This is a genomic window from Xanthomonas sp. LMG 8993, from assembly GCF_009835065.2.
Taxonomy (GTDB): Bacteria; Pseudomonadota; Gammaproteobacteria; order Xanthomonadales; family Xanthomonadaceae; genus Xanthomonas; species Xanthomonas arboricola.
This window is the reverse complement of record NZ_QVIF02000006.1, coordinates 38,245-64,703: the sequence shown is the minus strand read 5'-3', so window position 1 is coordinate 64,703 and position 26,459 is coordinate 38,245. Positions and strand designations below refer to the sequence as shown.

Annotated in this window: 20 protein-coding genes and 1 tRNA gene; 6 read left to right on the top strand and 15 right to left on the bottom strand. The window is 66.4% G+C overall.

The window, feature by feature from the left end; all coding sequences use genetic code 11:
• The first annotated feature begins 117 nt into the window (after positions 1-117).
• The gene (locus DYQ94_RS12680; RefSeq protein ID WP_104568525.1) at positions 118-1,416 is read left to right on the top strand and encodes an MFS transporter; all 1,299 of its coding nucleotides are present in this window, start codon (positions 118-120) and stop codon (positions 1,414-1,416) included.
• 78 nt (positions 1,417-1,494) lie between these two features.
• Here the strand turns inward: DYQ94_RS12680 and DYQ94_RS12675 are convergent, their stop codons facing one another.
• On the bottom strand, positions 1,495-2,193 hold the full coding sequence (locus DYQ94_RS12675; protein WP_104568526.1) for a phosphatase PAP2 family protein: 699 nt from the start codon (positions 2,191-2,193) through the stop codon (positions 1,495-1,497).
• On the bottom strand, positions 2,174-3,439 hold the full coding sequence (gene ispG / locus DYQ94_RS12670) for a flavodoxin-dependent (E)-4-hydroxy-3-methylbut-2-enyl-diphosphate synthase (protein WP_016903102.1): 1,266 nt from the start codon (positions 3,437-3,439) through the stop codon (positions 2,174-2,176). The genes DYQ94_RS12675 and ispG overlap by 20 nt, the downstream gene beginning before the upstream one ends.
• Before the next feature lie 120 nt (positions 3,440-3,559).
• Here ispG and DYQ94_RS12665 point away from each other — a divergent pair, with 120 nt between their 5' ends.
• Positions 3,560-4,786, top strand: coding sequence for an ATP-binding protein (locus DYQ94_RS12665; RefSeq protein WP_016903101.1), 1,227 nt, complete (start codon positions 3,560-3,562; stop codon positions 4,784-4,786).
• Complete coding sequence (locus tag DYQ94_RS12660; protein WP_016903100.1) at positions 4,783-5,361, top strand: response regulator transcription factor; 579 nt, start codon at positions 4,783-4,785, stop codon at positions 5,359-5,361. The genes DYQ94_RS12665 and DYQ94_RS12660 overlap by 4 nt, the downstream gene beginning before the upstream one ends.
• A gap of 826 nt (positions 5,362-6,187) precedes the next feature.
• On the opposite strand, the gene DYQ94_RS12655 is transcribed toward DYQ94_RS12660, so the two are convergent.
• On the bottom strand, positions 6,188-7,144 hold the full coding sequence (locus tag DYQ94_RS12655) for a cellulase family glycosylhydrolase (RefSeq protein WP_126966421.1): 957 nt from the start codon (positions 7,142-7,144) through the stop codon (positions 6,188-6,190).
• 481 nt (positions 7,145-7,625) lie between these two features.
• Between DYQ94_RS12655 and DYQ94_RS12650 the strand changes: the two genes are divergently transcribed.
• Positions 7,626-9,482, top strand: a complete 1,857-nt coding sequence (locus DYQ94_RS12650) for a putative bifunctional diguanylate cyclase/phosphodiesterase (protein WP_160954871.1) — start codon at positions 7,626-7,628, stop codon at positions 9,480-9,482.
• Between the two features lie 93 nt (positions 9,483-9,575).
• Here the strand turns inward: DYQ94_RS12650 and DYQ94_RS12645 are convergent, their stop codons facing one another.
• Together DYQ94_RS12645 and DYQ94_RS12640 are read right to left on the bottom strand one after the other, a co-directional pair.
• On the bottom strand, positions 9,576-11,138 hold the full coding sequence (locus tag DYQ94_RS12645) for a sodium/sugar symporter (protein WP_126966404.1): 1,563 nt from the start codon (positions 11,136-11,138) through the stop codon (positions 9,576-9,578).
• A gap of 257 nt (positions 11,139-11,395) precedes the next feature.
• Complete coding sequence (locus tag DYQ94_RS12640) at positions 11,396-14,008, bottom strand: glycoside hydrolase family 3 protein (RefSeq protein ID WP_104623391.1); 2,613 nt, start codon at positions 14,006-14,008, stop codon at positions 11,396-11,398.
• Between the two features lie 435 nt (positions 14,009-14,443).
• On the opposite strand from DYQ94_RS12640, the gene DYQ94_RS12635 reads away from it, so the two are divergent.
• Positions 14,444-16,399, top strand: coding sequence for a PhoX family protein (locus DYQ94_RS12635; RefSeq protein WP_126966405.1), 1,956 nt, complete (start codon positions 14,444-14,446; stop codon positions 16,397-16,399).
• A 602-nt stretch (positions 16,400-17,001) separates the two neighbouring features.
• On the opposite strand, the gene DYQ94_RS12630 is transcribed toward DYQ94_RS12635, so the two are convergent.
• The 8 genes from DYQ94_RS12630 to pcnB all read right to left on the bottom strand — a co-directional run bounded on the left by DYQ94_RS12630 (position 17,002) and on the right by pcnB (position 23,745).
• On the bottom strand, positions 17,002-17,625 hold the full coding sequence (locus DYQ94_RS12630; protein ID WP_126966406.1) for an ATPase: 624 nt from the start codon (positions 17,623-17,625) through the stop codon (positions 17,002-17,004).
• Between the two features lie 3 nt (positions 17,626-17,628).
• Positions 17,629-17,973, bottom strand: coding sequence for a type II toxin-antitoxin system prevent-host-death family antitoxin (locus DYQ94_RS12625; RefSeq protein WP_126966407.1), 345 nt, complete (start codon positions 17,971-17,973; stop codon positions 17,629-17,631).
• 157 nt (positions 17,974-18,130) lie between these two features.
• Positions 18,131-19,645: a glucose-6-phosphate isomerase gene (pgi, locus tag DYQ94_RS12620; RefSeq protein WP_054593045.1), complete on the bottom strand. Its 1,515-nt coding sequence runs from the start codon at positions 19,643-19,645 to the stop codon at positions 18,131-18,133.
• Entirely contained in the window at positions 19,642-20,022 is a 381-nt protein-coding gene (gene panD / locus DYQ94_RS12615; RefSeq protein WP_039527638.1) for an aspartate 1-decarboxylase, read from the bottom strand. The genes pgi and panD overlap by 4 nt, the downstream gene beginning before the upstream one ends.
• A gap of 176 nt (positions 20,023-20,198) precedes the next feature.
• Positions 20,199-21,041 carry a pantoate--beta-alanine ligase gene (gene panC, locus DYQ94_RS12610; RefSeq protein ID WP_053054587.1) on the bottom strand — a complete coding sequence of 281 codons (843 nt, stop codon included), beginning with the start codon at positions 21,039-21,041 and terminating at the stop codon, positions 20,199-20,201.
• Entirely contained in the window at positions 21,038-21,853 is an 816-nt protein-coding gene (gene panB, locus DYQ94_RS12605; RefSeq protein ID WP_053054586.1) for a 3-methyl-2-oxobutanoate hydroxymethyltransferase, read from the bottom strand. The genes panC and panB overlap by 4 nt, the downstream gene beginning before the upstream one ends.
• A 35-nt stretch (positions 21,854-21,888) precedes the next feature.
• On the bottom strand, positions 21,889-22,374 hold the full coding sequence (gene folK / locus DYQ94_RS12600) for a 2-amino-4-hydroxy-6-hydroxymethyldihydropteridine diphosphokinase (protein ID WP_046342387.1): 486 nt from the start codon (positions 22,372-22,374) through the stop codon (positions 21,889-21,891).
• 3 nt (positions 22,375-22,377) lie between these two features.
• Positions 22,378-23,745: a polynucleotide adenylyltransferase PcnB gene (gene pcnB, locus DYQ94_RS12595; RefSeq protein ID WP_024939771.1), complete on the bottom strand. Its 1,368-nt coding sequence runs from the start codon at positions 23,743-23,745 to the stop codon at positions 22,378-22,380.
• A gap of 47 nt (positions 23,746-23,792) precedes the next feature.
• On the opposite strand from pcnB, the gene DYQ94_RS12590 reads away from it, so the two are divergent.
• A tRNA-Glu gene (locus tag DYQ94_RS12590) sits at positions 23,793-23,867 on the top strand.
• Positions 23,868-24,305: 438 nt separating this feature from the next.
• Here the strand turns inward: DYQ94_RS12590 and folE2 are convergent.
• Together folE2 and DYQ94_RS12580 are read right to left on the bottom strand one after the other, a co-directional pair.
• Positions 24,306-25,235 (bottom strand): GTP cyclohydrolase FolE2, encoded by a 930-nt coding sequence (gene folE2, locus DYQ94_RS12585; RefSeq protein ID WP_126966409.1) that lies wholly within the window; start codon positions 25,233-25,235, stop codon positions 24,306-24,308.
• A gap of 35 nt (positions 25,236-25,270) precedes the next feature.
• Entirely contained in the window at positions 25,271-26,431 is a 1,161-nt protein-coding gene (locus DYQ94_RS12580) for an N-acetylmuramoyl-L-alanine amidase (protein ID WP_126966410.1), read from the bottom strand.
• Between the last annotated feature and the right edge of the window lie 28 nt (positions 26,432-26,459).

The following is a 26,459-nucleotide window of genomic DNA, read 5'->3' as shown; positions in this document are numbered from 1 at the left end:
TGGCCGTGGCGGGCAAGCGTGCAAGCTGGGCATTGCCGCGGCAATAGCACGGATGACTCATACCTCACTGCTCCAGCACGCGCATGCGCGCGAGCACCTGCCACAGGATGTCATGCCTTGAAGACCCCTTCCGCAACAGGCACTGCACCCACAAGCCAGCTCACACGCGGCGATTACAAGACCCTGGCCCTGTCCGCGCTGGGCGGCGCGCTGGAATTCTACGACTTCATCATCTTCATCTTCTTCGCGACGGTGCTGGGGGAGCTGTTCTTTCCGCCGGGCATACCGGACTGGATGCGGCAGTTGCAGACTTTCGGCATCTTTGCTGCCGGCTACCTGATCCGTCCGCTGGGCGGGATCGTGATGGCGCACTTCGGCGACCTGCTCGGTCGCAAGCGCATGTTCGCGCTCAGCATCGGATTGATGGCCTTGCCGACGCTGGCCATCGGCATGCTGCCGACCTACGCGCAGATCGGCCTGGCCGCCCCGCTGCTGCTGCTGACGATGCGGTTGCTGCAGGGCGCAGCCATCGGCGGCGAAGTCCCCAGTGCATGGGTCTTCGTCGCAGAGCACGTGCCTGCGCAACGCAGGGGACTGGCCTGCGGAACACTGACCGCCGGCCTGGCCGCCGGGGTGTTGCTCGGTTCGCTCAGCGCCGGGGCGATCAATCGCGCCTTCACGCCGCAGGAAATCGCCGACTATGCCTGGCGCCTGCCGTTCTTGGCCGGCGGCCTCTTCGGCCTGCTTTCCGTATATCTGCGGCGTTGGCTGCACGAAACACCGGTGTTCGCCGAGCTGATGGCGATGCGTGCCGTCGCGCGCGAAACGCCGCTCAAGCTGGTGCTGCGCGATCATCCACGCAGTGTGGCGCAGTCGTTGTGGCTGACCTGGATGGTGGCAGCCGGGGTGCTGGTGGTGTCGTTGATGACGCCGACGCTGCTGCAGAGCGCGTACCACTACCCGGCAGCGGTCGCCTTGCAGGTCAACCTGCTCGCGGTCCTGCTGCAGGCGATCGGCTCGATCGTGGCCGGCGCCTTGTCCGATCGCTACGGCAACGGACGCGTGCTGCTTGCCGGCAGCGTGTTCCTGGGCGCCAGCGCCTGGCTGTTCTATCGCCTGGCCGGTGATCCGCAGTTGCTGTTCCCGCTGTACGCCCTGCTGGGCGCGGCGCTCGGCGTCCTGGGAGCGGTTCCGCGCGTCATGGTCGAAGCGTTTCCGCCGGTGGTGCGTCTGTCCGGCGTGTCGTTCGCCTATAACCTGGGCTATGCGGTATTCGGTGGCCTGACCCCGCTGGTGGTGGTGATGTTGCTCAAGCAGCACCCGATGGGCCCGGCGTATTACATGATTCTGCTGGCCGCAATCGGCAGCGTGATCGGGCTGCAGTTGTGGCGCCGGGAGCGCGTACGTCGTTACTGAGTCGAACACCGTGCCGGTCTGCGCCAGTCCCGGTCACACACCTGCGCCGACCAAGTTCGACGTCGCGCGGCCGTACCCTCAGGCCGAGGTGAGATGGCGGCGCCAATGCGGCCGCCGTGCGCCGCGAAACATCACCAGATACAGCCCGACCACCCATACCAGCGCGGCCGACCAGCCGCCCAGGATATCGGAGGGATAATGCACGCCCAGGTAGATCCGCGACACGCCGACCAGCACCGCGAACAGGCTGGCGGCAGTGGTCACCGGCCAGCGCCAGCGCGTGTTCCAGGCCAGCGCGATGACCACCGCAGCGAGCGTCATCGAGCCCATCGCATGCCCGCTGGGAAAGCTGAAGGTGCTTTCCGGGGCGATCGATTCCCACAGGCTCGGGCGGTCGCGCTGGAACACCTGCTTGGCGCCCATGTTCAACAAGGCCGAGCCGCCGAAGCCGAGTGCGGCAAAGGTTCCCTCGCGCCAGCGCCGCAACATCAGCAACACCAGCACGATGGCGACATCGGCCGGGATCACCCCGTACTGGTAGCCGATCTTGGACACCACCCCGAAAAACGCATCCAGCCCCGGCGTGGCGATGCTGCGCATGCTCCACAGCAGGGGCTCGTCGAAATAGAAATTTTCCAGCTCGTGGACTTCGTCGGCCAGGTCGACGAACAAGCCCAACGGCAGCAGCACGCCGGCAAACAGCAACGCCATGCGCCACGCATTGCTGCGCAGCCATCCCCTGAAACCCGCCGGCGATTCAGCCGGCGCGACGGACATAGGTGCGTTCGACGTACTGATCGATCAGATCGATGAACTCGTAGGCGATGTTTTCACCACGCAAGGTGACGCTTTTTTCGCCATCGATGAACACCGGTGCCGACGGCGCCTCGCCGGTGCCCGGCAACGAAATACCGATGTTGGCGTGGCGCGATTCGCCCGGCCCGTTGACCACGCAGCCCATCACCGCCAGGGTCATGTTTTCCGCGCCGGGGTTGCTGATCTTCCACTCCGGCATCTTGGCGCGCACATGGTTCTGCACCACGCCGGCCAGTTCCTGGAAGAACTCGGAGGTGGTGCGGCCGCAGCCCGGGCAGGCTGTGACCATCGGCGTGAAGGCGCGCTGGCCGGTGGTCTGCAGCAGTTCCTGCGCGACGATCACTTCCTGGGTGCGCGACTGGCCCGGTTCCGGCGTCAGCGAGATGCGGATGGTGTCGCCGATGCCTTCCTGCAGCAGCACGCTCAGCGCGGCGGCGGAGGCCACGATGCCCTTGCTGCCGATGCCGGCCTCGGTCAGGCCCAGATGCAGCGCAAAGTCGCAGCGGCTCGCCATGTCGCGATACACCGCGATCAGCTCCTGCACACCGGATACCTTGGCCGACAAAATGATGCGCTCGCGCGCCAGCCCCAGTTCCACCGCGCGCTCGGCCGAATCCACCGCCGAACGGATCAAGGCCTCGCGCAGCACGCGGCCGGCATCCCAGGGCGTGGCGCGCTGCGAGTTCTCGTCCATCAGCTGCGCAGCCAGCGACTGGTCCAGCGAGCCCCAGTTGGCGCCGATGCGTACCGGTTTGTCGTACTTGATCGCGAACTCGATCAGCTGCGCGAACTGCAGATCCTTCTTCTTGCCGAAGCCGACATTGCCCGGATTGATGCGGTACTTGGCCAGCGCTTCGGCGCAGGCCGGCTCGGCGGCGAGCAACTGGTGACCGTTGTAATGGAAGTCGCCGATCAACGGCACCTCGATCCCCATCATGCGCAGCTTGTCGACGATGCGCGGAATGGCCGCGGCCGACTCGGCATTGTTGACGGTCAGGCGCACCATTTCCGAGCCGGCGCGCCACAGGTCGGCCACCTGCTTGACGCTGCCGGCGATGTCGGCGGTATCGGTATTGGTCATCGACTGGACGACCACCGGGTGGCCGCCGCCCACAGTCACGCTGCCGATCTTGACGGCCTGGGTGATGCGGCGCGGCCAGGCGGTGGCGTCGGCGGGAGGGGTTGGGCGAGTCACGGCGTCATACATCGCGGTATTTTAGCCTGTCATCGGTCCGCTCACAGCTGAAGCGCTGCGCGGGTCGTCTTCCGGGCCGATGCGACGGTTTGTCGCAGGCCGCCACGCCCCCGAGCGCATAGCATTGCCGTGATGAATTCCTCAGACGCCTCCTTCCTGCGGACCCTGTGCAGCCTGCGCTGGCTGGCTACCGCCGGCCAGGCCGCCACCATCCTGGTCGCCACCGGCCTGATGGGCCTGGACCTGCCGCAGCAACCCTTGTGGGCCGGCGTGGCCGCACTGGCGGTGTTCAACCTGTATGCGCAATTGCGGGTGGCCCACCGTGGCGCGGTCAGCCCGGCCACCGAGTTCGGCCATATCCTGGTCGATGTCACCGTGCTGACCTGGATGGTGGGCTGGAGCGGCGGCATCGCCAACCCGTTCGGCTCGCTGTTCCTGGTGCTGATCGCGCTGGCCGCGCTGGCCCTGCCGCTGGGCTGGGCGATGGCGGTGGCGGCGTCCTGTGTGGCCGGCTATGTGATCAGTGCGGCGTTCGGCCTGCCGCTGCCCTACGGTAGCTTCGACCCGCTTAGCCTGCACATGTGGGGCATGGCCGCCAACTTCCTGCTGTCGACGGTGGTGGTGCTGGCCTTCGCCACCCGGCTGGCCTTGTCGATGCGCGAACGCGAGCGCGAGATCTCCACGCTGCGCGAGCGCTTTGCGCGTAACGAGGGCATCGTCGCGCTGGCCACGCATGCCGCCTCGGTGGCGCATGAGCTCAACACGCCACTGGCGACGATGACCCTGCTGGTCGACGACATCGCCGATCAATGCGACCAGGGCGAATTGCGCGAGGATCTGGACACCCTGCGCGAGCTGCTGGTGCAGTGTCACGAGCGCGTGCTGGCGCTGGCCGCACCGGCCGACAACGGCCACCTCAGCCGCGAGGTGGCGGTCAAGGACGTGCTGGAACAATGGCGGCTGGTGCGCCCGACCATCGAGCTGCGCCGCAACGACGACGCACCGATGCGCCTGCTGCTGCAGCCAGGCGTCAGCCATCTGCTGATGGTGCTGCTCAACAATGCGGCCGATGCCGGCGAACGTGCCGGCCGGCCGCAGATCGATCTCACCCTGCGCGTGGAGCAGGACCATCTCAGCGGCGAAGTCCGCGACTATGGTCCGGGCTTCGACACCTCGCAGGCCATGCTGCCGGGCACCTTGTTCAATAGCGGCAAACACGACGGCATGGGCGTTGGGCTGGCGCTCTCGCACGCCACCGTCGAGCGGCTGCAGGGCGAGTTGTGGATGCTGCCCGCCGAAGGCAGCGGCGCCCGCGTCGGTTTCCGTCTGCCGCTCTCCGAACACGAGGCACTCGCATGACAAGCACTCCCCTGCGTACCGGCCTGCTGGTCGACGACGACACCCTGTACCTGCGTACGCTGCAGCGCAGCCTCGCCCGCCGCGGCGTGGAAACCCTGACCGCCACCGACGCGGCCAGTGCCCTGTCGACCGCACGCAGCGCCTTGCCCGATTTCGCCTTGATCGATCTCAAGCTCGGCCACGATTCCGGCCTGAGCCTGATCCAGCCGCTGCGCGAGATCCGCGCCGACATGCGCATCCTGCTGGTCACCGGCTATGCGAGCATCGCCACCGCGGTGGAGGCGATCAAGCTCGGCGCCGACGACTACCTGCCCAAGCCGGCCAATATCCCGACCATCATGCGGGCGCTGGGCGAAGAGGACGACGAGCTGCCGGAGCCGGACGAAGAAGAAACCGCGCGGGAAATGATGACACCGCTCAGCCGCCTGCAGTGGGAGCACATCCAGCAGGCGCTGCACGAAACCGGCGGCAATGTCTCCGCCGCCGCACGCCTGCTCGGCATGCACCGCCGCTCGCTGCAGCGCAAGCTGACCAAGCGGCCAAGCCCGGGGCCGTTACGCGAGCCCGGGCGTTGAGGCCTGGCATCGAGACGTTGAACCGTGGCGTTTTTCAGGCGCTACCCGAGGCTTGATCCATTCAACCATGGCGCTGTTTTTGGCGAGATCCGATACATAGCTCAAACGCTCGGTGAGTCGAGAGCGCGGTGCCCTCGCCGCTTGCGGGACACGCCGTGAATCCGTCCATGGAGGCTCCTTGGCGGCATCCATGCCGCCAAGGGTCCCGCAACCGGCAAGGACACCGCGCCAGACAGTTGGCCGGCTGCTTTCTTGAAAGCGTGTTGCTCGGCTTGCGGCAGCAGATGCGACGTTTGCAGCTTGCGTGTTGAAAGCCCGTTTGCTGCTCGGCTTGCGACGCGAAAATAGTCAGAGGTTGATCGAACGCTTAGTGATCCGACCAACGCACGTCCTGTGTCATTTCCACTATGCACACCGACCATCTCGACGGGTCCTTGTCCGCCCACCGTCGCGGGACCTTACGCGGCAGGGATGCCGCGTAAGAGCCTACAAGGACGTACTTGCGGCGTGTCCTGCGATGGTGGGCGGGCAAGGGCCGTGCAGCCAATTCACAGCGTCGAGAACACGGCGAGGACACCGCACCGGTTGCCGGCTGTTTTGTTGAAAACCATGCATACCGACCAGCTCGACTGGTCCTTGCCCGCCCATCGTCGCGGGACCTTACGCGGCATGGATGCCGCGTAAGAGCCTACAAGGACGTACTTGCGGCGTGTCCTGCGATGGTGGGCGGGCAAGAGCCCGGCAGCCAAGCCGCAGATCGGCAGCTCCGCAGCTAACTATCCACCCATCCCGAAAAACCAAATACGCTGGCTTCAGGGCTTCACTCTCAACGTGGCCCGAACACGCTCGCCCTGCGCGAGGTCGCGGTGATGCCATCGGCGCCGAGGATCAAGTTGCGCCCCCAGCTGCTGAGGCGCGTGGCGTTCCAGCCGATTGCGATATCCAGCGATTGCGTGCTGCTGTCATTGCCCGACCACGACCAGCCCAGATAGCCGACGTTGTAGTCGCGGGCACGGCGCATGATCGCTGCCTCGTCCACATGCGCGCCGCGATGGTCCCCACCGAACTCGCCGATCACCAGCGCCAGCTTTTTATCGCGGAAGGCGCGCAGATAATTGTTGACCGTCGCATCGCTGCCGAACACTTCGTACATGTGCACGCTGAAGATCAGGTTGCGGCGGCTGTCGCGCGCCAGCAACGCGGTAGCGTTGTCGCGCATGTAGAACTTCCAGTCCTGGCCCCAGTTCGGCGCATCCACCATCAGGGCGTGAGTCAATCCGGCCTTGCGCAATGCGGCGATTGCGGTTGCATGGCCGTTGACCCATTCGCTGGCGCTCAACTGATTGCCGAACGGCTCGTTGCCGATGTTGACGATGACCTGGTCTTCGTTGCCGATCAGCGCCTTGCGGATGCTGGTCCAGTACGCAGTAGCGTGGGCGAGGCCAGCGGCAGCGCCGTCTTCGCCATAGCCGGTGGTGTCGTGCACTTCCAGCACCGCGATCAGGCCCAGGCTCTTGCAACGCGCGATGATGCGCGACACCTCGGCCTCCGGCGTGCGGTTCCAGCGATAACCGGAACTGAGCACCACGCGCACGCTATTGGCGCCGGTGGCAGCGATGGCTGCCAGGGCCGCGTCGGTGCGGCTCGCGTACCAGGCATGCGGCAGATTGACGCCACGCAGGACCACGGTGTTGCCATTGGACTCACGCAGTTGTGTGCCGGACACCGACAGCCCCGCGTGCGCGGCAGACGACACTGCTAGGCCTGCAACGACCAGCAGCATGCGGTGGGCAAAACGAGACAACGGTGATTTCACGATCGATTTTTCCAGACAGAGGGGAGGAGGACGAGCGATGGCGGAACTCACAGTGCGCGTGAACACTGTGTCAATTTGACGTGCCAGCCGATGCAACCCCTGTCACATATCGAACAAGCGCCGAAACAAGTGCGCTGAACGATTACGTTGTTGTGGGGGACAAGGCAGGCGCACCCTCAGTCATCGGCGAGGGGGCGGCAATGTTTAGCGGTCGTGCGCCAGCGCCGACCACGACGCCGCACGTTTGCTTACATCACGCATGACGCGTGAGTCAGAGCGACCGTCGACCTGGCGCGTAGGCCGCCTCGTCATGCTGTGGCCTGATGCCATCGCACCGCTGTTGTCCCTGCAGCGGCGTTGGCGCAGCCATCGCGCGGCAATGCCGCCTCAACTGAACGCCACCTAGCAGCGTCGATCAAGGGATTACGCTTCAGGCCGATAGAAGCACATGCAATCCGTGCTTGCTCCTGCCAATTCCCCTCTTCCGCCCGTGGTCGACGAGTCGACCCGGTTGTCCGTCCTGCGTGGCCTGTGCCTGCTGGACTCGCCGCCGGACCCGGTGTTCGAGACCATCGCCGCCATGGCCGCCCGCAACCTTGGCGCAGAAATCGCGCTGGTGTCGCTGGTGGATGAGCATCGTCAGTGGTTCAAGGCCCGCATCGGCCTGGAACCGCAGGAAACGCCGCGCGACCAGGCGTTCTGCGCGCATGCGATCCGTGCCCCCGAGGTGATGGTAGTGCCCGACGCGCAACTGGATCCGCGCTTTTGCGACAACCCGCTGGTGCTGGGGCCACCCTTCATCCGCTTCTACGCCGGCGCGCCGCTGACGCTGCGCGACGGCCACCGCATCGGCACCTTGTGCGTGATCGGGACAAGCCCGCGTCCGGGCCTGGACGCCGAAGCGATCACCCAACTGGAAGGCCTGCGCGACCTGGCGGTGCTGCGGGTGGAAAACCTGCGCAGCACCACCTACCGCGACGGACCGACCGGGCTGCCCAATCGGTCGCGCTTTGCCGAAGACCTGGATGCCTGGCTGTCGCAACGCGATAGCGCGCCGGCCACTACCGCGGTGGCGGTCGACATCTGCGGCAGCGATTACTTCCGTGACATGGTCAAGGCGCTAGGCTGGGATTATGCCGACGGTTATGTGGCGATCGCGCAGCGTCGGCTGGCAGCGTATCTGCCCGCCGGCACCGCGCTGTATCGGCTGGACCCGACCACCTTCGGCTTTCTGGCCCAGGCCGAAACGCAGCGTCTGTCCGCGCTGTGCACCAAGGTCTCCAAGGCCTTTGCCGAGACGCTGGAACATCAGGGCATTCCGCATACCGCAGTGGCCTCGATCGGCGCGGTCTCGCTGCAGACCAGCTATGGCGCGGCCGACACCATCCGCTCGCTGACCACCTCGGTGGACATCTCGCGCGAACGTGGCGTGCCGTGGAGCATGTACGAGCGCAAGCACGACGTGGCCCAGCGCAACACCTTCCGCCTGCTGGCTTCCCTGCCCGCCGCGCTGGACAGCGCCAGCCAACTGCGCCTGCACTACCAGCCGCGCGTGGACCTGCACGATCACCGCTGCGTCGGAGTGGAGGCGCTGCTGCGCTGGCAGCATCCGATGATCGGCCCGGTGATGCCCGCCGACTTCGTGCCGACGGCCGAAAAAACCGCGTTGATCAACCGCATTACCGCCTGGGTCATCGACAACGGCATTGCCCAGGCCGCGCGCTGGCAGCAACAGGGCCTGGATTTCAATCTGGCACTGAACGTGTCGGCCGCCGATCTGGACCGGCCCGGATTCGTTGGCCTGCTGCGGCGTGGCCTGGAGCGCCACAACCTGGATCCGCGCCGGCTGGAGATCGAATTCACCGAAAGCGCGATGATCCGCCACCCCGAGCATCTGGCCGAGCAATTGGCGGCCATCGCGGCGCTGGGCGTGCATATCGCCATCGACGACTTCGGCACCGGCTACAGCAATTTCAGCTATCTCAAGCAGCTGCCGGCCAGCTCGTTGAAGATCGATCAGTCCTTCATCCGCTCGTTGCCGGACAACCGCACCGACCGCACCCTGGTGCCGGCGATGATCCAGCTCGGCCACAGCCTGGGCCAGCGCGTGGTCGCCGAAGGCATCGAGTCGGCGGAGGCCTACGCGCAGCTGCGCACCTGGGGCTGCGACGAAGGTCAGGGCTACTGGATCGCCAAGCCGATGCCGGCGGCCGCACTGGAAACCTGGCTGCAGACGCCGTGGCATGAGCAGCTGGAAGCGCCGGTCAATCTGCTCGCCGCAAGCCTGGCCGCGGCGCGGGTGTAAGCGGAAGCAGCACAGCAGCCAAAACGCACGCGGCGCGACACCTGAGTGTCGCGCCGCGTGCGCACAACCAATTTCAGCGGACTGGCTGGGCGATTACCAGAACACCGCATACAGCGCGACCAGGATCACCACCACCCCGATCGCACCGACCTTGAAGCCCAGCGTGGTGCCGTAGGCCACATCGTCGGTACGGATCAGGTCGCGTGCCTGGGTGGGCGCGGTCATCAACGACACCAGCACTGCCAGCACCAGCGCCGCCACGAACACCACGCCGATGCGGTCCATGAACGGCAATTCCGGCCAGGCAAACTTGAGCGCGAACGACAGCACCACCGAGCCGATCGCCGCGGTCAGTGCGCCGGCCTCGTTGGCGCGCTTCCAGAACAGGCCAAGCATGAAGATCACCACCACGCCAGGCGTGAAGAAGCCGGTGAATTCCTGGATGAACTGGAAGCCCTGATCGAAGTTGCCCAGCAGCGGCCGCGCGGTCAGGATGCCGATCACCACCGCTACGATGGCCACGATGCGACCCACGCGCACCAGCTGCTTCTGCTCGGTCTGCGGGCGGAACTTGGCGTAGAAATCCAGGGTGAAGATCGTCGCCACCGAGTTGATCTTTGAAGCCAGCGAGGCCACGATCGCCGCCACCAGCGCCGCGAACACCAGGCCCAGGATGCCGGTCGGCAACAGCTGCATCATGGTCGGATAGGCCTGGTCGGGCTTGGCCAGGTCCGGCGCCAGCACCACCGCGGCGATGCCCGGCACCACGATCACCAACGGCATCAGCAGCTTCAGGAACGCGGCGAACACCATGCCCTTCTGCGCCTCGCCGATGTTCTTGGCCGCCAGCGCGCGCTGGATGATGTACTGGTTGAAACCCCAGTAACTGATGTTCATCACCCACAGACCGCCCAGCAGCACGCTCAGGCCGGGCAGGTCCTTGTAGAACGGGTTGTCCTTGCTCAGGATCATGTGGAAGTGCTCGGGGTGCGCAGTCCACAGGTGCTTGAAGCCGGCCAGCACGCCGGCACCGTCGCCGATCCGTGCCAGGGTCAGCCCGGCCACCAGCAGGCCGCCCAGCACCAGCAGCGTGACCTGCACGATATCGGTCAAGGCCACCGCTTTAAGACCGCCGTACAGCTGGTAGACCAGCGCGAATACGCCGATCAACGCCAGGGCCAGGGTCTGGTCCATGCCGGTGACCTGGCTGACCGCGATCGACCCCAGCCACAGGATCGAGGTGAGATTGACGAACACGTACAGCAGCAGCCAGAACACCGCCATCAGGGTGCGGATCCACTTGCCGTACCGCTGTTCCAGGAACTGCGGCATGGTGTAGATGCCGTTGCGCAGGAAGATCGGCAGGAAGAACTTGCCCACGATCAGCAGCGTCAGCGCCGCCATCCACTCGTAGGAGGCGATCGCCAGGCCGATCGCATAACCGGAACCGGCCATGCCGATGATCTGTTCGGCCGAGATGTTCGCGGCGATCAGCGAGGCGCCGATCGCCCACCACGGCAACGACTTGCTGGCCAGGAAGTAATCCTCGGCGCTCTTGCTGTGACCTGCCTTCTCGCGCGAGACCCACTGCGCGAGCACGAAGATGCCGGTCAGATAGACCAGCACAATCACGATATCCAACGTCGCCAAACCCACTGCACTCTCCTGTCTGGCTCTGGGCTGAGCGTCGTGGACCGGACAGGTCTGCAGACTGCCGCCGCCCGCACTGCGTGCGTGACAGCAGCGCGGCGAACCGCAGCTGCAGGCCGTCCCGGCCGATCGACGCGCGCGTCCCGCGGCGGCTGATGACACCACCGCTGAGGGTGGCCGCTTTGACACATCGCCGGGGCCGGCGACGCATGTATGGGGTTGTTACCTGGGCATACCCGCAAGCGCGCCTGCGGGCGTGCTGCCTACTTGACCGGGCAGTCGAGCGTGACTTCAGCTTCGTTGAGCGCGCCCAGCGCGATCTTCGACACCGACAGGTCCAGCGCTGCAGCGCTTTCGATGCTGGCGACCTGGGTCAGCTTGGTCACATCCGCACCGGCCACTGCGAAGCATTTCAACGGCACGCCCACCACCTTCCACTGGCCTTGCGGCAGCGCGGCCAGGGTCTTCTGCGCATCGACGCGGCCGCCGCACTTGTCGCCACAGCCCACGCCCAGCCACACCGGCGCAGTCACTGCGCTGTCGCGGCGCACGGTCAGCTGCAACTGCACATCGCCGTTGCTCTCACGCGAGACATCGACCGGCTTGCCGGACACCAGCAATACGCTGGAGGCCTTGGCACCGGACCAGACCAGGCGCCGCGCATCTTCCTGCGCCTTGTGGTCGACCGCGGTCATCTTCAGGCTGCCATCGGACAGACCCACCGGCAGCGTGGTGGCCGGCATGTTGGCCTGGCCGGCATTGGACAGCTGCATCGCAATGCCCAGTGCCGGCTTGCCGCGCACGAAGTACACCCCGCCCACCGACTGCTCGCCGGACACGCCCGATTCCTCCGGCAACGCAGCCAGGTCGCCCTTGTCGGCGTAGGTCAGGCCGAAGCCGAACTTGAACTGCGGGTCGTAATCCTTCTGCCCGACGTTGTTGGCGAACTGCACCGCGGTCTTGGGCCAGGAGAAGCTCAGCTTGCCCTTGAAGTCGTTCTGTACCGTGCCATCGGCCTTGCGCAGCAGCACGTCGGCAATGCCCTCGCCTTCCGAACCCGGCAACCAGGCGGCGACGAAGGCATCGGCGGCGTTGATGTACTGGTTCATCCACAACGGACGCCCGCTCAGGAACACCGCCACCACCGGGATGCCTTCGGCCTTGAGCTTCTTGATCAGCGCCAGCTCGCTCTCGTCGCCCGGCTTGTAAAGCAGGGTGGCGATGTCGCCCTGGAACTCGGCGTACGGGTTCTCACCGAACACCACCACCGCCACGTCGGGCTTGGTCTTGTACGCACCATCGACTGCCAGCTCGGCCTTGCCGCCGGCGGCCTTGATCTGCTTGTCCAGGCCTTCCCAGATGGTGTTGCCATTGGGATAGTCGCTGCGCTTGGTGCCGGTGCCCTGCCAGTTCAGCGTCCAGCCGCCGGATTGCTTGCCCATGTCGTTGGCGCCGTCGCCCAGCACCAGTACGCGCTTTTTCGGATCCAGCGGCAGGATGCCGGCCTGGTTCTTGAGCAGCACCAGCGACTCGCGCACCGCCTGGCGGGCGATCGCGCGGTGTTCCGGCGCGCCCAGCAATTCGTATTTGCCGCCGAGCGGGCGCTTGGACGGCTTGCCGGCTTCGAACAGGCCCAGGCGCAGCTTGACGCGCAGGATCCGGCGCACCGCATCGTCCAGCCGCTCGGCCGAGATCTGGCCCGACTTCACTGCCGCCAGTTCGGTCTCGTAGATACCTTTCCAGCTGTCGGAGGCCATTGCCATGTCGACGCCGGCAATGAACGAGGCCGGGCAGTTTTCGTTGGTGCAGCCCTTGACCTGGCCGTGGCCATTCCAGTCGCCGACCACGAAACCGCCGAAGTTCATGCGGCCCTTGAGCACGTCGGTCAGCATGACCTTGTTGCCGTGCATCTTCTCGCCATTGAAGCTGTTGAACGAGGCCATCACCGTCTGCGCACCGGCCGCGATCGCCGGCGGGTAACCGGCCGCGTGGATATCGCGCATGGTGGCTTCGGACACCTTGGTGTCGCCCTGGTCCTTGCCGTCGGTGGTGCCGCCGTCGCCGACGAAATGCTTCACCGAGGAAATCACGTGGCTGCCATCGAGGAACTGCGGGGTGCCCGGCACGCCCTGCACGCCTTCAACCATCTTGCCGGCGAAGCTGGCCACCACATCCGGCGACTCGGAATAGCCCTCGTAGCTGCGGCCCCAGCGGTCGTCCTGCGGCACCGCCACGGTCGGCGCGAATGTCCACTCCATGCCGGTGACGCGGGTTTCGGCGGCGGTGACTTCGCCGATCTGCTTGATCAGCTCCGGGTTGCGCGTGGCGCCCAGGCCGATGTTGTGCGGGAACAGCGTGGCGCCGACGATGTTGCTCTGGCCGTGCACCGCATCGATGCCGAAGATGATCGGAATCGCGTTGCCGCCCTTGGAGGTGTCCATCGACGCTTCATAGAAGGCGTCGGCCAGCTTCAACCACTCGGCCGGGCTGGCGTCGTACTTGCCGCCTGGATCGGAATTGCCGCCGGCCAGCACCGAGCCGATGCGGTACTTGCGCACATCGTCCGGGGTCATGCTGGCGATGTCGCCCTGGATGGTCTGCGCGACCTTCTCTTCGACGCTCATCTTGGCCATCACATCGGTGATGCGCTGCTCCAGGGCCTGGTCCTGGGCGAACGGCCACTTCGGCGACGGCCACTGGTCGGGATGGATCGTGGTGGACGCCTCGGCAGGTGCGGCGGCCGGTGCGGTCTTGCTCGCCTCGGCAGCGGTGTCCTTGCCTTGGCAGGCGGCCAGCATCAGCACCGCTGCGGCGGTGGCCAGAGAGAGGGCACGACGCGCCACGGGCGCGGCGGTACGACGAAGCAGCTTGTCCAAGATCCAGGTCTCCAGGTGGTTCTCCCCACGGCGATGCGTGACGCCGCAGGCCATTAGGCGGCGTACGCTTGCGTGAATCCCCTACCCTGTCAACAACACGCGCTTGTATGCCAAACGCCGGCCAACTTATTGGCCCGGGCTATAGGCTTGGAATACCGGCAGCACCTGTCAAACCACGGCAAAGCGCCGAATCCGGCGTGGCGCTTGGTCTTTCGCGGCGGCGCAGTTTGCTGCAATGCACCACTGTCCGCGATCACCATTGCGCAGCTCCTGTCACCTGCACGCGCGCTGCTGGGTTCGCTTGTTGCACCGTGTACGAACGCCCGCCAACGGGTGAGCTCGCCGTCAAACAACTGTCATACCTCGGGCCTAGCGTGACCGGCTTGCCGATGCGCCACCGGCCATCGTTGATCGCCGTCTTTGCCTGGAGTTTCGATGTCTGCCTCCCCCGATCCCGCCCGCCGCCGCCTGATGCAGTTGCTGGCGTCCGTCCCGCTGTTGCCGCTGGGCAGCGCCAGCGCCGCCGCCCTGCAACACCTCGGCGGCGCGGCACTGGCCGCACACCCGTTGCGGCCGTCGGACAACCCGACCCAGCTGGTGTCGGCCACCTTCCATGGCATGCCCGCACCCAGCCTGGCCAACCCCGCGGCGATGGCCACCACCACGGTGGGGTCGGCGCTGACGGTGGCGCGCAGCGACGGCAGCACCCAGCGTTATGCGCTTGCGTACCACCCGTTCTTCGTCACCGGCGACCAGGTGCCCGACGGCAAGGGTGGCACCGTGCTGGCCGGTGGCTATTACGACATCCAGCATCGGCCGATCATCGACCGCTCCAAACCCGGTGCCGAACGCCCGTTCTTTTCCGATTGCCCGGACGGCTCCTCGCTGCTGACCCTGCCCGATGCCAAGGTGCCCGGGGTCAAGGGCAACCATGTATTTGCGGTGGTGCAGTTCGAATACACCACCCGCGACCAGGCCGGCAACGACACTAACCGCCACCTGCCCGCGCCGATCGCGGTGCTGACGCTGGATCAGGACCCGGCCACCGGCAAGCTGTCGCTGGTGAAATACCACAACGTCGACACCGCGCCGGTGCACGGGCTGTGGACCACCTGCGGCGCCAGCCTGTCGCCGTGGAATACCCACCTGTCCAGCGAAGAGTACGAACCCGACGCCACCGCGCTGGCCGGCAACACCCAGTTCCGCAGCTACAGCACGCATCTGTACGGCGACCCGGAAAAAGCCAATCCGTACCACTACGGCCACCTGCCCGAAATCACCGTGCACCCGGACGGCACCGGGAGCGTGCGCAAGCACTACTGCCTGGGCCGCATCTCGCACGAGCTGGTGCAGGTGATGCCCGACCAGCGCACCGTGCTGATGGGCGACGACGCCACCAATGGCGGTCTTTTCATGTTCATCGCCGACCGCAAGGCGGACTTGTCGGCCGGCACCTTGTACGTGGGCAAGTGGCAGCAGACCTCGGGCGTGGGCCCGGGCGCGGCCACGTTGCGCTGGATCAAGCTCGGCCACGCCACCAGCGCCGAGATCCAGGCCATGGCCGACCGCCTGACCGCCGCCGACATCCTCGACGTGCATCTGAGCGACCCGAGCGATGCCTCGTTTACCAAGATCCCGTTCAACGGCACCTTCAACTGGATCCGCATCAAGCCGGGCATGGAGAAGGCGGCGACCTATCTGGAAACCCATCGCTACGCGGCGCTGGCCGGCGGCAGCCTGGGTTTCACCAAGCTCGAAGGCACAACCGTCAACGCGCGCGACAAGATCGCCTACATGGCGATGTCCTACATCGTCACCAGCATGCGCAACGGCTCGGGCGACGTGAAGGTGGAAGGCCCGGATGCGGGTGCGGTGTACGCCCTGAATCTGCGTGGCGGCCAGCGCGACAACCACGGCGCGCCGATCCACAGCGACTGGGTGCCGATCGACATGGCCGCACCGGCCGCGCTCACCGGCCACGATCTGGCCAAGGCCGACGCGCTGGGCAACCTGGCCGACCCGGAACGGCTGGCCAACCCGGACAACCTCAAGTTCTCCGAAGCGCTGCGCACCTTGTTCATCGGCGAAGACAGCAGCCTGCACGTGAACAATTTCCTGTGGGCCTACAACGTGGACAGCGGCACGCTGACGCGGGTGCTGTCGGTGCCGGCCGGCGCCGAATCCACAGGCCTGCATGCGGTCGACCAGATCCACGGCTGGACCTACGTGATGAGCAATTTCCAGCATCCCGGCGACTGGGAAAGCCCCCTGCACGACACCGTCAAGGCCACGCTGGATCCGCTGATCCGCGCCAACTACAAGAACCGTTTCGGTGCAGCGGTGGGCTATCTCACCGGCGACCCGGTGGCGGTGAAGCTGGGCAAGGCGTAAGCGCCGCCGTTGCAGTTACAGCGCTGCGTGACGCTGCAGCCGACACGTGCCACGTGGCGTTCTCGCTGCTGTCGCAAGGCCAGTAGGAGCGCACCTGGGCGCGAAGAGCTTTCCCGGTATGCCTGTCGCGCCCCGGCGCGCTCCTACGGGTGAGGCCGACACGTGCAGCATGGCGTTCTCGCTGCTGTCGCAAGGCCAGTAGGAGCGCACCTGGGCGCGAGGAGCTTTCCCGGTATGGCCTGTCGCGCCCCGGTGCGCTCCTACGGGTGAGGCCGACACGTGCAGCGTGGCGTTCTCGCTACTGTCGCAAGGCCAGTAGGAGCGCACCCGGGCGCGAGGAGCTTTACCGGTATGGCCTGTCGCGCCCAGGTGCGCTCCTACGGGTGAGGCCGACACGTGCAGCATGGCGTCTCGCTACTGTCGCAAGGCCGGTAGGAGCGCACCTGGGCGCGAGGAGCTTTATCGGTATGGCCTGTCGCGCCCCGGTGCGCTCCTACGGGTGAGGCCGAACGTGCAGCGTGGCGTTCTCGCTGCTGTCGCTAGGCCGGTAGGAGCACACCTGGGCGCGAGAAGCAGATCAGACCGCAAGTGCCTGAGCGCGGTCAGGGCTGCCGCAACTCCAGCGCCGCCATCACGATGGGCTTGGCCCAATTGGGCACCTGCGCCAGTTCTTCGGGCGTTTGCGGGTATTGCAGGCCATTGCGGTCCAGTTCCAGCACCAGCAGCGGCGCGACCTGCCCGGTCGCGTCGGCAGGCGCGCTGTTGTCGTAGACATGCAGCACCGACAGGTGCGGCAACAGCGCGATCAGGTTGGCACGCGAGGCATCGTAACGCTCGCGGATCTTGTGCTCGGGGATGGCATGCCCGCCAGCGGCCGCGCGCGCCGCCACACGTGCGATATGCAGCTCGACGCTCGACAGGCCGCAGAACCAGACCGCCACCGTGTGCGTCGCGCAGGCCTGCCACAGCAGGCGCGGGATGGTGGTCGCGCCCAGGGTGGTTTCGAACGCATAGTCATGGCCGGCGTCCATGGCCTGACGCAGTCGCCGCACGCCTTCCTGCCAGGCTTGTGCATTGGCGTCTTCGGGTGACCAGCCCTGCTCCACCAGGTCCCGGGTGAACGCATCCGGGTTGAACCAGGTGGCGCCGTCTTCCCGCAGCAGGCTGCCCAACAGCGAACTCTTGCCGGCGCCGTTGACGCCGGCCAGCACCAGAATGTTCCCCACGATTTAGAGCGACGGCCCCAGCGCGATCTTGCTGCCCCGGCGTGCCGGCTTGCCGATCACCTGGGCCAGGCCTGCGCCATCGGTCACCGCCGCAAGATGCGCATCGAACCTGGTCTGCAATGCCTGCAGCGACTGCGCGCGCGTCGAGGCGGCCGTCGCTGCACTTGCCTGGCTGACCAGCCGGCGGTATTCCTCCGCGTCCACCACCACCGCCTCGGGGTGATTGTGGTTGGTGATGACCACTGCGCCATGCGAGCGCACCTTGCGCATCAGGCTGGGCCAGCCCTTCACCTTGATGTCGGCGGCGGGGGATTTTTCGAGCTCGGGCAGATCCTGGAGGCGAGACATGGGACGGTCCTGCGCGCTGTGGTAGCTTCAGCCTACTCCCAACGTCCCATTTTGGGAAATTTGGCTATTTGGCCCAAATTTATCGCCACGCAGGAACTCCAAAAACAAAACGGGGCCCGCAGGCCCCGTCGTCTGACACCATCGATGCGCGACAGGCTCAGCCGCGCAACTTGGCCAGCAGCTCGCGCGTTACCGGGTCGGCCACGTCGGCCGACTCGCCCTTCAGCGCCGGCAGCAACTGGCTGGCCAGCTGCTTGCCCAGCTCCACGCCGAACTGGTCGAACGCGTTGATGCCCCACATCACCGACTGCACGTAGACGCTGTGCTCGTACATCGAGATCAGCGCACCCAGCGCCTGTGGGGTCAGCGCATCGAGCAGGATCACCGTGCTTGGGCGGCCGCCCGGATAGCTGCGGTGCGGATCGCTGCTGTCCTGGCCGTTGGCCAGCGCTTCGGTCTGCGCCAGCACGTTGGCCATCAGCGCGACGTGGTTCTCCGCATACGGATCGTCGTTGTGCACTGTGCCGATGAAATCGGCCGGCACCACGCTGGTGCCCTGATGCAGCGCCTGGAAGAAGCTGTGCTGCACATCGGTGCCCGCACCGCCCCACCACACCGACACGGTGTCGCTGTCCACTGCAGAACCGTCGAGCTTGACCCGCTTGCCCAGGCTTTCCATCACCAGCTGCTGCAGATAGGCCGGCAGCAGGGCCAGGCGCTGGTCGTAGGTCATCACCGCATGCGTGGCGCTGCCGAGCAGGTTGCGGTTCCACACCGCGGTCAGGCCGTGCAGCACGGCGACGTTTTCTTCCAGTGGCGTGTCGAGCACATGCGCGTCGAACTGCGCAGCGCCTTCCAGCAATTGTTCGAAACGCTCGAAGCCGATCGCCAGGGCGATCGGGAAACCTACCGCCGACCACAGCGAATAACGCCCACCGACCCAGTCCCACATCGGCAGCACGCGGCTCGGTGCGATGTCGAAGGCCTTGGCAGCGCGCTCGGGATTGGCACTTACCGCGTACAGGCGCTCGCTGCCGCCCAGCCAGGCGTGCAGGATGCTGCCGTTGAGCAGCGTTTCCTGGGTACCGAAGGTCTTGGAAATCAGGATGCCGGCGGTGCGTGCCGGGTCCAGCGTGGCCAGCGTGCGCTGCATCGCCGCGCCATCGACGTTGGAGACGAAATGCACGCGGAAACGCGCACCCGACGGTGCCCGCAAGGCATCGGCCACCAGCCGCGGCCCCAGGTCCGAACCGCCGATGCCGACGCTGACGATATCGGTGACGTCGGTGGCTTCCAGCTGCTGGATCAGCGCGCCCATGCGTTGGCGGACTTCCGCAGCGGTGGCATACGCTTCGGAGGCCACCGGCGCATCGGTCAGGTCGCCGCGCAATGCGGTGTGCAATGCAGCGCGCTGTTCGGTGACATTGACCTGCTCGCCGCGGAACAGGCGCTGGAACGCGCCGGCCAGGTCACGCTCGCGCGCGATGGCGAACAAGGCATCCAGCGCGGCGCGGTCGTACTTCTGCCGCGCGAAATTGAAATACAACGGACCGACCTGCCTGGCGTATTGCGTCGGCCGTTGCGGCTCGGCGGCAAGCAATGCGGGGATGGCAGCGCCGCGCAGGCGCTGGGCGTGGGCGTGAAGCGCGTCGAATCCGTTGGTATGTGTCATGCGGCCTGCGTGGGGATGCTGTGGTTGGTGTGGGTGATCGTGTTGTTGCCGTCCACATATACCAGATTGGGCTTGAAGGTCTCGGCTTCGGCTTCGCTCATGCTGGCGAAGGCGGCCACGATGATCAGGTCGCCGACCTGCACGTGACGCGCGGCGCCGCCGTTGAGCGAAATGATGCCGCTGCCTTCGTCGGCGCGGATGGCATAGGTGCTGAAACGCGCACCGTTGGTGACGTCCCAGATATGCACCTGTTCGAACTCACGGATGCCGGTGGCTTCCAGCAGCAGGCCGTCGATGGCGATCGAGCCTTCGTAATTGAGCTCGGAATGGGTGACGGTGGCGCGGTGGATCTTGGCTTTCAGCAGGGACAGGTGCATGACGGGCAACGGCAAAGGAAAGCCGGCATTTTAGCGGAAAGCGCCGGTGTCCACCGGCCTGCCGCGCAACCGGTGGTGAGGGCTTCAGGCCGGCACTGGACAAATGCGCCTGTGCGCCGGACCGCGGGTGTCGCCGGTGACGGTCTGATGCAGCGCTTGCAGCGGCATCAGACCGCTCAGAATTCCAGGTTGTCGATCAGCCGCGTGCTGCCCAGACGGGCGGCGATCAGGGCCACGCGCGCGCCGGCATGGCTGTCGCCCGGCTCGCTCAGATCGGGCAGCCGCACCACCGCGTAATCGACGCGGAAACCGGCCTGTTCCAGCGCCTGGGTGGCGGCGTCCTCGACCTGCGCACGCGGCGTGCCGGCCGCGTAGCTGTCGCGCATCTGCAGCAGCACCTTGCGGATCTGGGTCGAGCGCGGGCGCTCGTCGTCGGTCAGATACTGGTTGCGCGAGCTCATCGCCAGGCCGTCGGCCTCGCGCACGATGCTGCCGCCCAGGATCTCGATCGGAAACGCCAGGTCGGCCACCATCTGGCGGATCACCGCCAGCTGCTGATAGTCCTTCTTGCCGAAAGCGGCCACGTCCGGCTGCACCTGATTGAACAGCCGCGCCACCACCGTGCACACGCCGTCGAAATGCCCCGGCCGGCACACCCCTTCCAGCACGTCGCTGACGCCCGGCGCGTGGATCGGTGTGGCCAGTGCGGTGCCGAGCGGATACATGGTGTCCACGTCGGGCAGCCACAGTGCATCGCAACCGGCGTCTTCCAGGCCGCGCAGGTCGGCCTCGGGCGTGCGCGGGTAACGTGCGAAGTCTTCGTTGGGGCCGAACTGGGTCGGGTTGACGAACACGCTCGACACCACGCGGTCGGCGTACTGGCGCGCCAGCATCACCAGCGAATAGTGGCCGGCGTGTAGGTTGCCCATGGTCGGCACCAGCGCCACGCGCAGGCCCTCGCGCTTCCAGCCGGTGACCAGTGCGCGCAGGGTGGAAAGATCGGTCAGGGTCTGGATCATGCGGCGTACGCGTGCGCTGCGTCGGGGAAGCTGCCGTCGCGCACGGCCTGCGCGTAAGCGCGCACCGCGCCCGCCACCGAGCCGCCTTCGGCGAGGAAATCCTTGACGAACTTGGGCCGGCGGTGACCGCTGTCCAGGCCCAGCATGTCGTGCATCACCAGCACCTGGCCATCGCAGCCGGGACCGGCGCCAATGCCGATGGTGGGCACGCTGAGCGCGGCGCTGATCTGGGTGGCGATCGGCGTGGGCACGCATTCCAGCACGACCAGGCTGGCACCGGCATCGACCACGGCCTGCGCGTCGCGACGCAACTGCTCGCCGGCTTCGCCGCGCCCCTGCACCGTGTAACCGCCGAAACGCAGCACCGATTGCGGGGTCAGCCCCAGATGCGAGCAGACCGGGATCTCGCGCTCGACCAGATAGCGGATCACCTCGAGCTTGTGCCCGGCGCCCTCGATCTTGACCATCTCCGCGCCAGCCTGCAGCAGTTGGGTGGCAGCGTCCAGTGCGCGCTCGGGCGTGGCATCGGCCTGGAACGACAGATCGGCCACCAGCAACGCCCGCTCCAGCACCCTGGCCACTGCGGCGGTGTGGTAGACCATGTCGGCGGTGGTCACCGGCAAGGTGGAATCGTGCCCCTGCACCACCATGCCCAGCGAATCGCCGACCAGGATCAGGTCCACGCCGTTGGCATCGAAGGTCCGCGCAAAGCCGGCGTCGTAGGCGGTCAACATGACCAGTTTTCGACCCTCGCGCTTGGCCTGCGCCAAGGCGGGCACGGTCCAGGGCTTGCTGTCGGTATGGCTGCTCATGAAGTCATTACGTGGGGTGATAAGCCGGCCATTATCTACCCAATCGGCTCCAGCCCGCAGACATCGATGGCCTGCAGGGCGTGTCGCACTGTTCCATGGCCCGGAATGATCGCCTCCGGAGCGAGCTCGGACAGCGGCAGCAGCGCAAAGGCGCGCACCTGCAGATGCGGGTGCGGGACCTGCAGGCGTGGCAGGTCGATCACCTGATCGGCGTACAGCAGCAGATCCAGGTCCAGCGTGCGCGGGCCCCAGCGCTCGCCGTCGATACGCTGCCGGCCGAAGGCCTGCTCGATGCCGAGCAAGGCCTCCAGCAGTTGCAATGGCGCCAGCGCAGTACGCAGCTGCGCCACCGCATTGATGAAATCGGGCTGGTCTTCGCGGCCCCAGGCCGGCGTGCGATACAGGCGCGAGGCGGCAATCAGGGTGGATTGCGGCAGCTCACCCAGTGCGGCGATGGCCGCGCGCACGCTGGCCTCGGCCGGGCCCAGGTTGGCGCCCAGGCCGACGAAGGCGGTGTGCACGCCCTACTCGCCTGCAGGCGCGCCGGTGCGACGGCGGCGGCGGCGGCGCTTGCGCGGTGCACCTTCCTCGCCTTCGTGATCGGCCTGCGCAGTTTCGATCGCATCGACCAGTTCCTGGCCGGAGGACTTCTGCGCCTCACGCCAGAACTCCACATCGGCGGCGTGATCGGCCGAGGCGAACTGGCGCAACACCAGGAAATCGAACGCGGCGCGGAAACGCGGGTGCGACAAGGTGCGGAACACGCGCTTGCGCTGACGCGAGGAGAAGCGCGTCTGCAGCAGCCAGATTTCCTGCATCGGCAGCGAGAAACGGCGCGGCAGCGCCACGCGCTCGAGCTGATGCAGGGTGACCCGGTCGGCGGCGCGACGCTGCGCGTCTTCCGGCTGCACGCCCTGTGCCTGCAGGCCCATCAGGGTGCGGCAGAACGCCGGCCAGAGCAGCAGGGCGAACAGGAACGCCGGCGACACCGGCTCGTCATTGGCCACGCGCGCGTCGGTATTGCGCAGGCCTTCCAGCACCATGGCGCGCAATGCGCCACTGCGGTTGGAGCGCAATGCGGCCGCACTCTCCGGGAACAGCGCACCGAGCAGGCCGTAACGCTCCAGCCCCTCAAAACTGGCCACACCGTGTCCGGACAGGAACAGCTTGAGGATCTCTTCGAACAAGCGCGCCGGCGCGGCCTCGGACAACAGACCGGCCAGGCGCGGGATGGGTTCTGCGGTGCCGGCTTCGATATCGAAGTTCAGCTTGGCCGCCAGACGCACCGCGCGCAGCATGCGCACCGGATCTTCCTGGTAGCGCAGTTCCGGGTCGCCAATCAGCTTCATCAGGCGCGCCTGCACGTCCTCGAAGCCGCCGCAGTAGTCGCGCACCGAGAAATCCTCGATCGCGTAGTACAGCGCGTTGCAGGTGAAGTCGCGACGGATCGCATCGTCTTCGATGGTGCCGTAGACGTTGTCGCGCACCAGCCGGCCGTTATCCAGTTCGCGGTCGCCGCTGCCATCGTCGATGTTGGCGCGGAACGTGGCCACTTCGATGATCTCGCGGCCGAACACCACATGCGCCAGGCGAAAGCGGCGGCCGATCAGGCGACAGTTGCGGAATAGCGCTTTGACTTCTTCCGGCGTGGCGCTGGTGGCCACGTCGAAATCCTTGGGATGGCCGCCGACCAGCAGGTCGCGGACGGCGCCGCCGACCAGGTAGGCACCAAAGCCCGATTCGCGCAGGCGGTACAGCACGCGCAGCGCGTTGGGGCTGATGTCCTTGCGCGAGATGGTGTGCTGATCGCGTGGGATGACGCGCAGCGTGAACGGAGATGTAACTGAGGGTTCGATGATGGCGCTTCCGTCTTGTGTTGCAGGATTGCCCAACGGGTTTTAGCGCACTATACTAGCGCGCTGCACAAGACGCACCAAACGCTCCCTTCGTCTAATGGTTAGGACGTGGCCCTCTCAAGGCTAAAACAGGGGTTCGAGTCCCCTAGGGAGCACCACCGTCGTCTGACTGCAGAACACGCCAAGACCCCGCATTGCGGGGTTTTTGCGTTATTGGGCATGGGTGGTTGCCGCTGGTCGGGTGGATGCGCCTCGATCCCGCCCAGGGTCAGAGAAGCGCAGCTCCCATGGCAACGCCATCGATCCAAGGTGCTGAGATGCGCCGACTGGCTGAGGCTGGTTACGGCGCCGGGCGCAGCGGGTTTGACCTTGCCGTCGATCGCGCACTTCAGTCCTGCAACTGCACGTGGTGCACCCTGGCGTGGGCGCATGGGCGTGGATCTTGCCGATCACCCCACTAAAAAAATCATGTACGGCCCGATCAACACATAGGCCTGCGCGACCGCGCGTCCGCATCGCCGCAGCGTGCGATCGACCTCGCACTTGCGCGCAGCAACGGCAGATCGACGTGGATGTTTGCACTGCATGGCAATTCCTCACTCGGCGAAGGAATGAAACGCATCGGCATCGGTATTACTGTCGGTTTCGGCGGTGGCGTCATGTGCATGCAGACTTTCCAGGTGGCGCACTGCCACATGGAAGACGGCGTGGCGCTCGGCCAGCACCTTGCGCAACCGCCGCGCGGCATCTTCGACATACATCAGGTTGGCGCCATTCAAGCGGGCAAACGCCTGCTCGTCGATGCGCCGTACCGCCGCCTGCACCGGCGTCGCCAGTGCCTGTTCGCACAGGCCGACCAGCTCGCGGATGTCCAAGCGCTGCGCGCATGCGCTCAGCTCCACGCGCACCTGCGCCACGCTGCGCTGGCTATGCGGCGTGGCGTACGAACCGTTGTGTTGCAGCCATTGCGCAACCTCTGCGATCGGTAACGCATCGCGCCCTTGGTGCTGCTGCAAAAACGCATCGCTCAGCAACTGGCGCGACAAGGCCGCCGAACAGGGACAGGTGGAGGCGTACAGCACATCGACCTGCAACTGGATCTCGGTGCGGCCTGCCCTGGATTGCGCATCGATGCGCACCGGATAGGCGCGCCAACCGCTCAGTCCTTCGCTGCGCAGCGCCGGCATCCGCAGCATCAACTCGAAGTTCAGCCCCAGCCGCGCCGCACGGCTGCCGCAATCGGCATGACTGTCGATCAGCGCCTGCAGCAGCTGCGACACCATCGCCGGCGACACCGGCTGCTCCAGATGCCGATCCAGCAGGCGGTACAAGCGCGACATGTGGATGCCCTTGAGTTCCGGGCGCGGCAGATCCACCTGCACGCTGGCACGCGCGGCTACGCTGCCACTGGGCCCGGCATCGGCCAGCCGCAGCGGCACGGCGATGTCCTGCATGCCGACCCAGCGCAGCGGCGCGCTCAGTGGGGAAGGTTCGGTAACGGCAACATCGGGCAGCGTGGCGGACATCGAAAGCTCGTAGAAGGGATGAGGGCAATCGCGCCTCAGGCGCGACCGGGAAACATCTGGAAGTAATCGTCGATACCGGCATGCAGCATGTGCGCCAGTTCGTCCTGATGCGTATCGCCGCACAGCCGCCGGCAATCGTCGCGATTGCTCATGAAGCCGGTTTCCACCAGCAGCGACGGAATATCCGGCGACTTCAACACGGCAAAGCCGGCCTGCCCGACCTGGTCCTGATGCAGCCGCGTCACCTGCTGCAGCCGCCCGAGCATCACCTTGCCGAACGCCACGCTGCTGGCGATGGTGCCGCTCAGCGACAGGTCGGCCAGCACCTGCGACAACACCGGGTTGCTTGGCACCCGCAGACGGCGCGTACTGTCGCCCATGTCGTCGGCGGCGTTTTCGCTGTCGGCGATCCAGCGCGCCAATGCAGAGCTGGCGCCGTTCTGCGACAAGGCAAACACCGACGCGCCGCGCGCCTGGCTGCTGGGCGCAGCATCGGCATGGATGGACACGAACAGATCGGCATTGCGGCGATGGGCGATCAACACCCGCTCGTGCAACGCCACGAAGCGATCATCGCTGCGGATCATGGTCGGCCGGTAACGCGGATCGGCCGCCAGGCGCTGGTGCAGCCGCCCCGCGACCGCCATGGCCACATGCTTCTCGTAGCGCGCATCGGCACTGACCGCGCCGGGATCCTTGCCGCCGTGACCGGCGTCGATGGCGACCACGTAGGGATGCAGGCGGGAGCGCGTGGGCGCAGCCGCCGCAACGGCTGGCTCGGTCGGATCGGCCGCGGACAACGACGCAGTGCCGGACACAGCAGCAAGATCGACCACCAGTGCACCATCCTCCCAGCGCGCCGTGGCTGTCAGCGGCTGCGCCAGATCGAGCACCACGCGCAGCCCATCGCCGTGCGAGCCGCTACGGATGGCGACGACCGCGAGATCGTCAGGCAATGGATCGATCTGCGGTGGTTGCGTCGAAACGCCCGGCAGGTCGATGACCAAGCGCGCTGGATTGGACAGGCTGAAGCTGCGGTAGGCGACCTGCGTACTCAATGCGAGCCGAAGTCGCAGTCCCGCGCCCTGACGCTGCAGATTGCAACTGCGCAGCAGCGGCTGCGGCTGCGCGTGGACCAGGTGCGGCGACAGCACCAAGGCGGCACCGACGGCGTGCAACACCTGCCGCCGCCTCATCGAGCCAACCCCGGAGGATCGACGTGGC